Below are 12371 nucleotides of genomic sequence, written 5' to 3'. Positions count from 1 at the left end.
AATCCGGCCTTAACTAAAGGAGTCAAGAATGAATCACTTCAGTGCAGTTTCAATTGTCACACCGACCGCCCTGTATGTCCAGATCCGCGAGGCGGAAAATCAGCCGCTTAAAAAACAGGTGCGCATTAAACGCAGTGATATCGACCGTGACGAAATCAGCACCGAAATGCGGGCGCTGGGTCGTCACATTGCGCACTGCCGGAAGAAAGGGCGTGCCGTTCGCATTCCAGCCATGCGCGGGAGCGAGTGGGGGCAGGTGTTACGTGCGCTCGAAATGAAGCGGGCATTTAACTGATAACCGGGCCGCTCCTTAGGGGGCGGCCTTTAAAGGGGGAACTATGTCTCAACTCAGTTTTGCCAGCTTCTTTGATCAGGCGAAAGTGGCCGCGCCAGCCAGGCCCGCTAAACCCGTGTTGCCCGCCGTAAACGCGCAGATCAAGCCGCACCGGATGCTGACCATTGACGAAGCCCGTCGCCAGTTTATCCGCGTGTTCAGGGATACTGCCCGCAACCTTCGCCGCTGGGAGGTGTTCAGCGACTTTATCACGCTGGCTGCCAGTGAACTCGACCTCGCGCGGATCAGAACGCCGGAGAACATGGAAAGCAGCCGCGAGATTTGCGCAAAATACGGTGACAGCGATATCAAAAACCTGCATGAGCTTTTCTGCTTGATGGTCTGCGCACTGGAGGCGAAATTTCATGATTTTCTCGGTGCGATCTTCATGGAACTGGAGCTGGGCGACGACCGGAACGGGCAGTACTTTACCCCTTATGGGCCCATGTTAACTGTTATGTCTTTTTAAATTTAGTAATATCAATTGGTTATACTGACGATTTCAACTAATTATTTTTCTTGCTAAACATGCATGCCACTTTATATGAAAAAGATCTTTACGCATCTTCCCCATGAAAGGGAGGCCATACAGTTGTTTTTCGGGAAAGGATTAGAAGGGTGATGACATATTCATATTGCTCTGATTGTATTTTCATTTCACGAACTGAAGCGTCTTTATCTGCATGAGGGAACCAAATTGATGCAGGGATCTTCATTCCTGCTCTTTCCATTGAAATGTTCTGGTTTGCAGCAAGCGATCCTTCCGGGATACTTACAACCTTGCGTTGTGTGCGAAAGAAGGCTCCGTTACGGCGAGCCGCGGGGCTGGAAAAGGCCCATTTCATGTACCCGTCACGAGATAAAATGAATACAGCATTTTCTTCAGTACATTCAAGCCATTTCAATGTAGCTGCTGTCAGCGATACCCCATAACGGATCGCATACAGACGTAATACTTCAATATCAATGTCTGGCGTCAACTGTTTCCGGAAGTCATTGAATGGCATCAGTAAGTAAGAAGCAAATAAATCTGCTTCTGATTCAATATTTTTATCTTCCCAGGATAGCATATCATCACTGCTACATCTGAACTCATCACGATTTAGACGATGAAGTATGTAATGTCCCAGTTCATGTGCCTGAGTGAATCGAATTCTCCCCGGGGACGTTAAGCCATTATTATAAAGTAGCATCCAACGGCTGCGGGCTTCATTGGCAATTAATGCACCATCAAATCCTTTGATGTCAACGGGTTCTATTTTTACTATAGGGTCAGCCCATTGGAATAACTCTGCTGCCCCCAGAGACAACTCACCAACGTTAACAGGAAATCGTTCTGTGCCGTGAATCTCACTGAAAGTATCGCAAATTTTTGTTAGCCGAATAGCTGCTTTTTGAGGCGTCCATATCTCTTTTTCTGGCATAACTAAAAGTCCTTTTTAAAGGTGTCCAATATTTTTCTTAACTGTGCTTTAGCCTCAGGTTCAAGGTTTTTATAGCCTCGAAAGAAAGCATCATCAAGATGTCTTTCTTCCGGTTCTCGAAGATCATCTTCTAAAAAGAAACTAGTCCCAACTCCCAGTGCATCTGCCAGGGCTGTGAGCTTTTCTGCCGAAGGACGTTGAGACTCGCGATTTTCCAGCTCCCATAGATAGCTTTTACTCAGTCCAGCCATGTCAGCGAGTTTTTCCAGTGTTAATCCACGCTGTTTACGCAAATCGCGAAGTTTTTCGCCAAGACGGGTTGCCATTTCTACATCTCCTCATTTATCTCTTTCATCATTGTACCACTATTCCGAACAAAAAGTTTGACAAGTATGAAAAATGCACTCATTCTTATAAAAAGTTCGCTATACCGAACTTTATGGCCGACGAAGATGAACATGACATGTCGTCCGGCTTGGATAGAGTGAAGACTTCTAGTGAGGCTGAGATGTCAACAGAACATGTCGACCATAAAACTATAGCGCGATTTGCCGAGGATAAGGTAAATCTTCCAAAAGCAAAGGCTGATGAATTCAGGGAACAGGCCAAGCGGTTACAGAACAAACTGGAAGGGTATCTTTCCGATCATCCTGACTTTTCATTAAAGCGAATGATTCCATCAGGTAGTCTGGCTAAAGGGACTGCTCTTCGCTCGTTAAACGATATTGATGTGGCTGTGTATATCAGCGGCTCTGATGCACCACAGGATTTACGTGAGTTACTTGACTATCTTGCTGATAGATTGCGTAAAGCATTTCCTAACTTTAGTCCTGATCAGGTTAAACCCCAGACATACTCTGTAACGGTTTCCTTCCGGGGCTCTGGCTTAGATGTCGATATTGTCCCTGTATTGTATTCGGGGTTACCTGACTGGCGAGGTCATTTGATAAGCCAGGAAGATGGCTCGTTCCTTGAAACCAGTATTCCTCTGCACCTTGATTTCATTAAAGCCCGCAAGCGTGCTGCCCCGAAGCATTTTGCTCAGGTTGTCCGTTTAGCGAAATATTGGGCTCGTTTAATGAAGCAAGAGCGACCGAATTTTCGCTTTAAATCGTTCATGATTGAATTGATTCTTGCAAAATTACTGGATAATGGTGTGGATTTCTCGAATTATCCGGAAGCTTTACAGGCATTTTTTACCTATCTGGTGAGCACTGAATTACGCGAACGCATTGTCTTCGAGGATAATTATCCTGCGTCAAAAATAGGCAAGTTGTCAGACTTAGTGCAGATTATTGATCCCGTTAATCCTGTAAATAATGTTGCTCGTTTATATACGCAGTCTAATGTGGACGCCATCATTGACGCCGCAATGGATGCCGGTGACGCTATTGATGCTGCATTCTATGCACCAACCAAGCAATTAACCGTAACCTATTGGCAGAAAGTTTTCGGTTCTTCATTCCAGGGGTGAAATCATTATGTCTTCTTATAGTTATACGGTAGCAGAGACACAAACTTTCAGCGTAACCCACGCTCGTCACATGGCTGCTAAAGTTGCAACTGACTTGCGGCGGATGCAGCGTTTTTATGGTTACCCCAGTGATGCCGACATTGAAGCATACGAAGAAGAATTGGTTGTGTTTCTTAAGGCTGGTTATTTGGGGGAGGTCTCTTATGGTTTTCAGAAAAATAATAACTGGATCGAGCCGACCCTTCGATATACTGCAGGTGACTTGCTTGGTTCAGGAACAGATGACGATCCTGGAAAAATCCGCCCAGGAAAAGATGTATCGGGTGCATCCTTCTACAGTTTTATGACTTATAGCTCGAAATATCTGAATGCTACTCAATCGGAAAAAGATACTGCTTTGAAAGATCTACCATTCAAACGGGTTGGTGCCCAGTCTCCAGGGATTAATGGCTACCTCGAAAATGATAAGACTTATTCGGCCGGTGGTCGCTCCCTCACTCGCACTAGCGTAAGGAATTATGTATGAACGTAAAACCATCACTTGATGAATTGTTTGAGCGGCGTATTAACTTCCCTGACTTTGAGCCTCAGGAGCGTCTGGCTCGTTTAGTTGGTCTTGATGAGCACAAAGATCGATTATCCAAAATATTAGGTTTGCTTGTAAACCCTTATGGGATTCAGGAATGGGCCAAAAAATATCATCCAGATGCTCGTGCGGCTGTTGATACAGTACTCAGACGGCCACCTTTAGTTGTATTGGCTGGGGATGTGGGCTCAGGTAAAACAGAACTGGCGGAAACCATTGGTGATGCTGTTGCCCGGCAGGAAGATATTGATATTACGTTGTATCCTTTGAGCCTTGCTACCCGAGGGCAGGGTAGAGTTGGCGAAATGACTCAGCTGGTTTCAGCTGCATTTGATTACACCATTGAGGCTGCAGATAAATTAAAAAACACGAATGGAAAAGCTCGTGGTGCGGTTTTGCTGTTGATTGATGAAGCTGATGCATTGGCTCAATCCCGGGAAAATGCTCAGATGCACCATGAGGATCGTGCTGGTGTAAACGCTTTTATTCGCGGAATAGACCGGATCGCCAATCAGAAACTACCAGCGGCAGTTCTTATGTGTACTAACCGGCTGAAAGCTCTCGATCCGGCCGTCCAGCGTCGTGCTGCTGAAGTTTTGACTTTCTCCCGGCCAAATGATGAACAACGAGACTATTTGTTGCGTTCAAAACTTACGGGGTTGGGATTAAATTCTACGGCGATAGAAGAATTAGTCAGGTTAACCGGTCCAAGGGACACGAATTCGCCGGGATTTACTTTCTCAGATATTACCCAGCGGCTAATTCCATCAATAATTCTTGCAGCCTATCCATATAGCGCAGTGTCACTCCATTCAGCACTGCAGGTAGTCAATAAAATGACACCAACACCTGCATTTATTGACCGCTAATAATATAGTAAAGATAAATGCCCATAAATAGTATTATGGGCCATGCATAATTATGCAACGTATGAGTATTACTGAATAAAGGAATCTATTATGTCAGATTGGTCACTTTCTCAACTATTTGCTTCGTTACATGAAGACATTCAACTTCGACTGGGAACTGCACGTAAAGCTTTCCATCATCCAGGGGCTAAAGGGGATGCCAGTGAAGGAGTATGGATTGAAATGCTCGATACATATCTTCCCAAACGCTACCAGGCAGCTAATGCTTTTGTAGTTGATAGTTTGGGTAATTTTAGTGATCAGATTGATGTGGTCGTTTTTGACAGGCAGTACTCACCATTTATTTTTAAATTTAATGATCAAATAATTGTTCCAGCAGAAAGTGTCTATGCGGTTTTTGAAGCGAAGCAATCAGCGTCAGCAGAGCTTGTTGCTTATGCACAGCGAAAAGTTGCAAGTGTTCGCAGACTTCATCGTACCAGCCTTCCAATTCCGCATGCTGGCGGGACATATCCAGCAAAACCACTCATTCCAATTTTGGGAGGGTTACTTACTTTTGAAAGTGACTGGAGTCCTGCATTGGGGGTGTCGTTCGACAAAGCTCTCAATGGGGATTTATCAGATGGACGACTTGATATGGGCTGTGTTGCATCACATGGGCATTTTTACTTCAATAACATTGATGGAAAATTCAATTTTGAACCAGGAAATAAGCCAGCTACTGCTTTTCTTTTCAGACTTATTGCACAGCTTCAATTTAGTGGCACTGTGCCAATGATTGACATTGATGCCTATGGAAAATGGTTAGCTAACTGAGTACTGGTTTGTTTTTTATTTATTTCGAGAAAGTTTATTTTTTAGATTGTAATTCAGCATTTCATTGATGGTTGCCAGCTTTGATATTCGAAGCTGAAGTTGTTGGATCTCATTCTGTAAAACTTTGTTTTTGGCATTTGCATCCTTTAACTTTTCACGTAATGTTGCCCGAGAACGCCGGGGGGTATTATCTGCTATCCTCCTGATTTCATCTGCGATATCTGGATAGTAGTTGTGAATCAATGAAGTGCTAACGCCCGCTTCCCGAGCTACGCGAGAAATATTTACAGGTTTCTTCAAAACCATAAACCTCCTGATTATATTCCTGAATTTCTCACGGCGAATATGTGCTGGCTCATGTTTGTGGCTCATCGGTGTCTCCATCGTTGAGATTAATACCAAAGGATAGCATCACTCTCTTACAATGAGTTATATCAGAGGATATTCGCTTCTGAGATGACTGGTTTTTAATACTACGCTGTAATATTTTCAGGTCTTCATATAGTTTCTGGTATACGGAAAGATGTGCAGAGTCGATCACAGCGTTTTGACATTCGCTACAGCGCAACATATTTTGCGAAAAATTACCCGAACATTTTCTGTTATCTGCTGTGCACCAGGCATGACCATTGCTGCGTATTGCAATGCTTTCTGCAATTGATCGCAACATATGTTCATGACTGTGAAAAATGTGGGAGGCATCGGTTTTTCTCCAGTGCTTCAGACTCTCACCATAGCCTCCTGCAAGTGGCGTTTCAGACTGGAGCCACTTGTCAATCAGGGTTGTTTTTATTATTGCTACATCCTCTTTTATCTCACTAAGCAATGTCATTTCCTGAGAAGCATTTACTGCATATCGTAATGTCATATCAACAGACCAGTGCTTAAAATGTTCGCGAAGATAACGAAGGTCACCAAACTGACTTTGCGCCGCATAGTTGGCGAATTTTCGCCGAAACTGGTGTGTACTGATAGCCCATGTAATACCATGATATTTGCAGAAAGAACGCAGACGTAGATTCCATTGGCCGCCATTTAATGTCCGTACTGCCCCTGTATGAGGATGCTTCCCTGGAAAGAGTACTTTCAGGTGGCGTTCAGCCTCCTGAATCTCTGGATCATCCGGGTTGATGAGTTTTTTCCGTCGTATTTCAGTTTCTAACTCTTTATGGAGGGGAAGTGCTAATTTTTCCGCCACTTTGATTGCTTTGACTGCTGCAGGTGGGATCATCCACTCCGTCTGTCCTTCCCCTGTTTTTGTTGACCGGGAGCGCATCCACCAAAGTATCTCACCGTTTTCATGTCTGACCTTATAGCACGCACCTGTTTTTAACCATGCCAGTTCATGATTCCTGCACCCCGAGAGGCTTGCGATGATAATGTAACAGGCTGTACTGAGATAAGTCAGAGCTTCATACAGGGCCTTTGGCCCTGATTTCCATCCTCTTGTTATCAGGCAATTACTTCGGGCAAGTGAACGAGTTGACGGGCTTTTATGTGCAACATTTTTGCTGATCTGTTGCAGGGCATCACGATGCTGAAGTAGTTCAGTGGCCTGGGTCACCCGATGCCAGGCATGCTGGAATAAGGTGGTGAATACAGAATCTGGCATCAATGGAGTTTTTTGCATCGCGAGGTCATTCATTCTTGCCAGTCTGTGGGATGATGTTCCGGGCCAGGGATGCGGAATCATTTTGTCTGGGCAAAATTGTCCCAGTTCAAATAACGTTTCAACGGCTGCGAGTCGGCGGGACAGCGTTGCTGGTTTCAATGGTTCATCAGTGTTAATGCATTTATACTGCTGTAGATATCGAGCCCAGGCCAGACAATGTTCAACAGTAACTTTATTAAGCGTGTGAATATTTTGGAAAGTCAACCAGTTAAGAAATCCAGTAATTTCCGATATAAACGCTGTTATTGTTCCAGAACGTGGTTTTATTTTACCCGGGCGGCCATGAGACAGCCAGTGCCATGATATGTATTTCAGGGTTGGTCGAAAAGATACGGGGATTGCAGTGAAACGTATATGCCGCCGCGATTTACAGGTATTGGTTGGTGCATCATTGAAGATCCATTCATCGTTAATATAGATGCTTAATGTAACCCATTTCCCATTGATAAATATGCGCGATATTACTGTGTCGTCAGGTATTTGAGGCTGGGGTGAGCTATTTTTCTGCGATATGATGGTCATTGTTTTTCCAGCCAGGTTATGGGAGGCCATGTTTGCCGATATGGCCGAACGCGGGATACCGTTGTCCCATAAGCAGGTCATTAAATGCCTGAAGCGTATCACGCGCTCAGATATCTATCTGTCGTCGATGGTTGCCGGGGCAGATCGGTTTGATTTAACCGGCCATCCGGTGAGTAAAGTTACACCTGATGAGGAGCAGTATGCACAGCTGCGGATGGAAAAACAGCGCCGACAGCAGGCCCGAATTCAGAACGATATCGCTTAATCCCGTCTTTTTAATTTAATTTTATCTGTATATCCCTCTCATACCTGCCGGCGTCATTAAATACGCTGGCGGGGTGATAATATTCGTTTCGACCACACTGGTTTTAAAAAGGATATTTATGAAGCTTAAAACGGCTTTAATCGCATCGGCTATTACTGTGCTGACATTTAATATGGCTTATTCACAGGCCGGAGCCACCACGCCGGTATTTACCCCTGAACAGGAGGCCCGTATCGGTGAAATTGCAGCGGAGTATATGCGTGCGCATCCGGACCTGCTTATTCAGATGAGTGAGACGCTGCAGCAGGAGCAGCAGGAAAAACAGACCCGCGAACTGAAATCGGCGGCCCTGGCCCAGCAGGCCAGGATCGTGAAGGACAACAATATCCCCGCCTGGGGACCCGCTGACAGTCCGGTTATGGTGGTCGAGTTTTTTGACTACCAGTGCATCTGGTGCAGCAGGCTGGCTCCGGAGCTGGAGAAGGTCATGAAAGCAAACGCGAACGTGCGCTACTACTTTATGGAATGGCCGGTATTTGGCAGTCGCTGGCCATCCTCGCTGCTGGCAGCGAAGACCGGTCTTCAGGTCTGGAAGGAAAAGGGGGCTGATGCGTATCTGAAATATCATAATGGTATTTACGGTACCGGAATGAATGAAGGCAGGCTGACGAAAGAGGTTATCGAAAAAGTCTCAGATAACGTTCAGTTCAGCCAGAACACGATAGACAGTATTAATGTGACGCTGACAAAAATTAACGATATTGCCACCACGGCAGGATTAAGCGGTACGCCGGGTATTATTGTTATGCCGGTTAAGGGGGCCACGTTAAATAACACCACGGTCTTTGCCGGTATGACTGAGGCAGAGAATATTCAGCAGGCCATCAGTACCGCGCAGGGGAATAAATAATGAAACGTTCAATTCTGTCGGGGCTTCTGGGTGTCTCAATATTTGTATCTGTCGGTGCAGCTGCCCAGCCAACCGTACAGGCGGGCTTTTCACCGGAAGGTTCGGCGCTGCAGCTGGTGCTGGACACCATTAATTCCGCACAACAGCGTATCCGGCTGATGGGGTACAGCTTCACGTCGCCGGAAGTTTCGCGTGCGCTCGTACAGGCAAAGCAACGCGGGGTGGATGTCAGGGTGGTGCTGGACTGGAAAGCCAACAAGGAGAAGGGGAGTGCAGGTGCGGCCGCGATGGATCTGCTGGTCAATGCCGGCATCCCCGTTCGAACGGTGAGCCAGTTTAAAATCATGCATGACAAAGTCATCATCACGGATGACCGGAATGTGGAAACCGGTTCGTTTAACTACACCCGGGCAGGGGCACAGAGTAACTCAGAGAATGCCCTGGTTATCCGGGATTATCCGGTACTGGCCAGCACGTATCTGCAGCACTGGCAGTCCCGATGGGAGATGGGCAAAGACTGGAACAGTACCTACTGAATTTGCAGAAACGATGGAACCTCCCTTCCTGACAGGTAGCGTTGCGCCAACAGCGCTATCTTTCATTTTGTAATTTAGCCTTCGCTGATACACCGTTCCTGTAGTATCTTTGTTCAGGTATTCAGTAAGATACTTGGGGAGGCAGAGATGTCACAGGTCGTAAATGTAATTACTTCCTCACAAAAACCAAAACGTCCTTACCGGAAGGGAAATCCGGTATCAGCGAACGAACGCCAGAAAGCATCTTTGGCCCGGCGCAGTGATACCCACAAATCCATACATGCGCTTATTCAGATCCCATTAAAAGAAAAACTGGCCCAGTTCGCGGAACAAGATGGGATAACACAGGCGCAGATGATTGAAAAACTGATTAAACTTGAAGCAGAACGCCGTGAGAATGAGGGGTAAAAATTCACATTCTTGAACCATGCGGCTATGAGTGCTAGATTACTGATCGTTTAGAGATTGCTGGCTGGCCACGCCGCAAGGTGGCAGGGAGCTGGTTCTGATGTGGTGTTTACCCGGAACCAGAAAAGCAAAAAACCCGATAATCTTTCCATTCTTGGCGGATTAGAAGATTACCGGGGCCCTACTAAATCTGTCAGGTATTGTTCTACCTGATGGGGAGTATAGATTTATGCTCAGAAAAGTTCAAGGCCTTCTGTGCTCACTCCTTCCGTGCAACATAAGTGCGGGAAGGTGTGACTGACGCTCAGCCTCTGTTCTCCCATTACCGGCAGGTAAAAAATCCTTTCCCTAAATTCGTAGCGCCGAAGAAAAAAGGCAGCGATGAAGAGAAAGCGACACTGCCGTTCTGCCGTAAGCTGATGGCAAAAGCCGAAGGCTTCACATCCCGTTTTGATTTTTCCGTTCATGTGGCATTCGTGCGCTCACTTGGCAAGCGTCATCGCATGCCGCCATTGTTGCGCCGTCGGGCCATCGATGCGCTGCTTCAGGGGCTGTGCTTTCACTATGACCCTCTGGCCAACCGTGCCCAGCGTTCCATTACTAATCTGGCCATCGAGTGCGGTCTGGCCACAGAGTCGAAAAACGGCAATCTTTCCATCACCCGTGCCACACGGGCACTGAAGTTTCTGGCGGAGCTGGGGCTGATTACCTACCAGACCGAATACGATCCGCAGATTGGCTGCAATATCCCGACCGATATTACCTTCACGCCGGCCCTGTTCTCCGCGCTCGACGTCTCTGACGTTGCCGTGGTGGCTGCCCGCCGCAGCCGCGTTGAATGGGAAAATAAGCAGCGTAAAAAACAGGACCTGAAACCGCTGGAGATGGACGAACTGATAGCGAAGGCCTGGCGGTTTGTGCGCGAACGGTTCCGCAGCTACCAGTCCGAACGTAAACAGCATGGTCTGAAACGCGCCCGTGCACGTCGTGACTCGGACAGAACCCGTAAGGACATTGTGACCCTGGTGAAACAACAGCTGACGCGGGAATACGCCAGCGGACGCTTTACCGGTGGTCTTGACGCCATGAAGCGGGAACTGGAGCGGCGAGTGAAAGAGCGCATGGTGATGTCGCGTGGTAACAACTACACGCGGCTGGCCACCGTCCCCATATAACCCCTTCCTGTGCGAAACCCTCCGGCTGGCGCCGGAGGGTTTCGCTCGTCTGTATCCCGTCGCTGCTTATTATCTGAACTAAGTGGCGGAACTGCTCACCAAATCCCATGTCTCCCGGCCATCAGAAAGGCCAGAAATCTCATCGCTGGTGCCACATTCGGTCGCTGAATTCAATTATCCACAAGTAACTGCAAGGGAAGTTTCCATAAGGTTACAGCCGTTATGCTTACAGAGCGCCAGGCGATCTTATTTCAGGGTGCGTGGTCTCCTTTAAAAACCTGCTCCTGACTTCTTTTAAATAAATAGTTTTTCTCTCTTATAAATACATAACCTGTTCATCGCCTGACCTGTGGACAGGCTCCGGAGAATGACCGCCCTTGCAGCGACCTGACGGTCGCGCCGGTTCGTAAACAGCATAAGTACCTCCCGTCGCCATGCGACGGGCCCCGGGCTCAGTAGTTACAACATGCAAATAATCCCTTATGGCAGAAAACCAGCGCCGTTCTGATATCCCGTGCCCCTCCCCACCACTGAAAAGCGCCGCCGCCCGGGCCGAAGGCCCGGAACAACATCGCTTTTAGTAATGGATGTTGTAACTAGGATTCTGCATCGCTGTGAATGGAGCTGCGGTGAGTTCCTGAGTACACGCTCGTAAGCGCCTGAACGGCGCTAACGCGGAGATACGCCCCGACTGCGGCTAACGCCTTGCTGGGTCACTCCGACCGCGTACAGAAGCGTCTGTGACGTTTTTAGCGGGTATAGCTTTGCAGGGAAGGGGATAGTTCAGGCAGAACCTATCAAAACGGCAGCCGGCTAAGCCGGGCGCCGGCGCCATTTGCCTGTCGTACTCCATTCAACTTCAGCTGGCGCCTCCATGCCGCTGACGCGGCATTATCTATACTTTGAGTCTGGCCAGAGGAAGTGTGTATGTGTGGACGTTTTTCCCGGTCGATGACTCGCGAAGATTACCTGTCACTGATTGCTGATGAAGCTGATCGGGATATTACTTATGACCCGTTACCAATCGGCCGCTACAACGTTGCCCCGGGTACAAGGGTATTACTGCTGAGCGAACGTGACGAAAAGCTGCACCTCGATCCTGTTCACTGGGGATATGCGCCATGTTTGTGGGATAAGGCACCACTGATAAGTTATTATAAATCAATAATATATATCCTTAGCGTGCGTTTTCGTTCCATTGGACCTCAAACCCCAAAAATGCCAGGATGGAAACGGCCGCATTGAGCAGAATGTTCAAATCGCTGTGGCTGCATGGCCAGGCTGTCTGTTTTGCTGATGGATGGTTTGAGTGGAAGAAGGAAGGCGAGAAGAAACAACCCTATTTTATAGGCACTGTTGCAAAGATTTTGCGATGGTAAA

General features: G+C 47.3%; 15 protein-coding genes and 2 pseudogenes. 13 read left to right on the top strand and 4 right to left on the bottom strand.

All coding sequences use genetic code 11. The annotated features are described in order from the left end of the window. Positions 1–28 precede the first annotated feature (28 nt). A complete protein-coding gene (locus tag HED65_RS19200) occupies positions 29–295 on the top strand; it encodes a hypothetical protein (RefSeq protein ID WP_114979759.1) in 267 nt (88 codons plus the stop codon). A 154-nt stretch (positions 296–449) separates the two neighbouring features. Further along, positions 450–773, top strand: a pseudogene (locus HED65_RS19195) (N-6 DNA methylase); the annotation flags it as partial. A gap of 118 nt (positions 774–891) precedes the next feature. Here HED65_RS19195 and HED65_RS19190 read toward each other — a convergent pair. Continuing rightward, a complete protein-coding gene (locus HED65_RS19190; protein WP_038992114.1) occupies positions 892–1758 on the bottom strand; it encodes an ImmA/IrrE family metallo-endopeptidase in 867 nt (288 codons plus the stop codon). A gap of 2 nt (positions 1759–1760) precedes the next feature. Then, entirely contained in the window at positions 1761–2084 is a 324-nt protein-coding gene (locus HED65_RS19185; protein WP_001515173.1) for a helix-turn-helix domain-containing protein, read from the bottom strand. Between the two features lie 113 nt (positions 2085–2197). Here HED65_RS19185 and HED65_RS19180 point away from each other — a divergent pair, with 113 nt between their 5' ends. From HED65_RS19180 to nucC, 4 genes are all read left to right on the top strand, one after another. Next, complete coding sequence (locus HED65_RS19180; protein ID WP_223256839.1) at positions 2198–3232, top strand: CBASS oligonucleotide cyclase; 1035 nt, start codon at positions 2198–2200, stop codon at positions 3230–3232. A gap of 7 nt (positions 3233–3239) precedes the next feature. Beyond that, positions 3240–3758 (top strand): CBASS phage resistance system CD-NTase-associated protein Cap7, encoded by a 519-nt coding sequence (gene cap7, locus HED65_RS19175; protein ID WP_038992388.1) that lies wholly within the window; start codon positions 3240–3242, stop codon positions 3756–3758. Then, positions 3755–4687: a CBASS phage resistance system CD-NTase-associated protein Cap6 gene (gene cap6, locus HED65_RS19170; protein WP_087760537.1), complete on the top strand. Its 933-nt coding sequence runs from the start codon at positions 3755–3757 to the stop codon at positions 4685–4687. Before cap7 ends, cap6 begins: the two co-directional genes overlap by 4 nt. Before the next feature lie 90 nt (positions 4688–4777). Beyond that, entirely contained in the window at positions 4778–5503 is a 726-nt protein-coding gene (gene nucC / locus HED65_RS19165) for a CBASS effector endonuclease NucC (protein WP_072039935.1), read from the top strand. 15 nt (positions 5504–5518) lie between these two features. Here the strand turns inward: nucC and HED65_RS22555 are convergent, their stop codons facing one another. Both HED65_RS22555 and HED65_RS19155 read right to left on the bottom strand, forming a co-directional pair. Next, positions 5519–5875 carry a hypothetical protein gene (locus tag HED65_RS22555; RefSeq protein ID WP_209313459.1) on the bottom strand — a complete coding sequence of 119 codons (357 nt, stop codon included), beginning with the start codon at positions 5873–5875 and terminating at the stop codon, positions 5519–5521. Continuing rightward, entirely contained in the window at positions 5859–7697 is a 1839-nt protein-coding gene (locus tag HED65_RS19155) for a site-specific integrase (protein ID WP_168112411.1), read from the bottom strand. The genes HED65_RS22555 and HED65_RS19155 overlap by 17 nt, the downstream gene beginning before the upstream one ends. A 28-nt stretch (positions 7698–7725) precedes the next feature. Between HED65_RS19155 and HED65_RS19150 the strand changes: the two genes are divergently transcribed. The 7 genes and pseudogenes from HED65_RS19150 to HED65_RS19120 all read left to right on the top strand — a co-directional run. Further along, a complete protein-coding gene (locus tag HED65_RS19150) occupies positions 7726–7962 on the top strand; it encodes a ProQ/FINO family protein (RefSeq protein WP_223256838.1) in 237 nt (78 codons plus the stop codon). Between the two features lie 118 nt (positions 7963–8080). After that, on the top strand, positions 8081–8872 hold the full coding sequence (locus HED65_RS19145; RefSeq protein WP_114979756.1) for a DsbA family protein: 792 nt from the start codon (positions 8081–8083) through the stop codon (positions 8870–8872). Beyond that, positions 8872–9408 (top strand): phospholipase D family nuclease, encoded by a 537-nt coding sequence (locus tag HED65_RS19140; protein WP_114979755.1) that lies wholly within the window; start codon positions 8872–8874, stop codon positions 9406–9408. The genes HED65_RS19145 and HED65_RS19140 overlap by 1 nt, the downstream gene beginning before the upstream one ends. A 147-nt stretch (positions 9409–9555) precedes the next feature. Further along, the gene (gene repA, locus HED65_RS19135; protein ID WP_114979754.1) at positions 9556–9816 is read left to right on the top strand and encodes a replication regulatory protein RepA; all 261 of its coding nucleotides are present in this window, start codon (positions 9556–9558) and stop codon (positions 9814–9816) included. Positions 9817–10045: 229 nt separating this feature from the next. Then, a complete protein-coding gene (gene tap, locus HED65_RS19130; RefSeq protein WP_114979840.1) occupies positions 10046–10117 on the top strand; it encodes a RepA leader peptide Tap in 72 nt (23 codons plus the stop codon). After that, a complete protein-coding gene (gene repA / locus HED65_RS19125) occupies positions 10098–10991 on the top strand; it encodes an incFII family plasmid replication initiator RepA (RefSeq protein WP_114979753.1) in 894 nt (297 codons plus the stop codon). Before tap ends, repA (HED65_RS19125) begins: the two co-directional genes overlap by 20 nt. A gap of 927 nt (positions 10992–11918) precedes the next feature. Then, positions 11919–12340 (top strand): annotated as a pseudogene (locus tag HED65_RS19120) (SOS response-associated peptidase family protein); the annotation flags it as partial. Between the last annotated feature and the right edge of the window lie 31 nt (positions 12341–12371).

Source organism: Pantoea sp. LS15 (genome assembly GCF_012241585.1).
Classification (GTDB): Bacteria; Pseudomonadota; Gammaproteobacteria; order Enterobacterales; family Enterobacteriaceae; genus Enterobacter.
This window is presented reverse-complemented; position numbering and strand designations above follow the sequence as displayed.

Excerpts from the sequence above, each read along its gene's own strand:
- HED65_RS19185 (WP_001515173.1), bottom strand. The coding sequence starts at position 2,084 with ATGGCAACCCGTCTTGGCGAAAAACTTCGCGATTTGCGTAAACAGCGT.
- HED65_RS19190 (WP_038992114.1), bottom strand. The coding sequence starts at position 1,758 with ATGCCAGAAAAAGAGATATGGACGCCTCAAAAAGCAGCTATTCGGCTA.
- cap6 (WP_087760537.1), top strand. The coding sequence starts at position 3,755 with ATGAACGTAAAACCATCACTTGATGAATTGTTTGAGCGGCGTATTAAC.
- repA (WP_114979754.1), top strand. The coding sequence starts at position 9,556 with ATGTCACAGGTCGTAAATGTAATTACTTCCTCACAAAAACCAAAACGT.
- HED65_RS22555 (WP_209313459.1), bottom strand. The coding sequence starts at position 5,875 with ATGAGCCACAAACATGAGCCAGCACATATTCGCCGTGAGAAATTCAGG.
- HED65_RS19140 (WP_114979755.1), top strand. The coding sequence starts at position 8,872 with ATGAAACGTTCAATTCTGTCGGGGCTTCTGGGTGTCTCAATATTTGTA.
- nucC (WP_072039935.1), top strand. The coding sequence starts at position 4,778 with ATGTCAGATTGGTCACTTTCTCAACTATTTGCTTCGTTACATGAAGAC.
- HED65_RS19155 (WP_168112411.1), bottom strand. The coding sequence starts at position 7,697 with ATGACCATCATATCGCAGAAAAATAGCTCACCCCAGCCTCAAATACCT.
- HED65_RS19145 (WP_114979756.1), top strand. The coding sequence starts at position 8,081 with ATGAAGCTTAAAACGGCTTTAATCGCATCGGCTATTACTGTGCTGACA.
- cap7 (WP_038992388.1), top strand. The coding sequence starts at position 3,240 with ATGTCTTCTTATAGTTATACGGTAGCAGAGACACAAACTTTCAGCGTA.
- HED65_RS19200 (WP_114979759.1), top strand. The coding sequence starts at position 29 with ATGAATCACTTCAGTGCAGTTTCAATTGTCACACCGACCGCCCTGTAT.
- HED65_RS19150 (WP_223256838.1), top strand. The coding sequence starts at position 7,726 with ATGTTTGCCGATATGGCCGAACGCGGGATACCGTTGTCCCATAAGCAG.
- HED65_RS19180 (WP_223256839.1), top strand. The coding sequence starts at position 2,198 with ATGGCCGACGAAGATGAACATGACATGTCGTCCGGCTTGGATAGAGTG.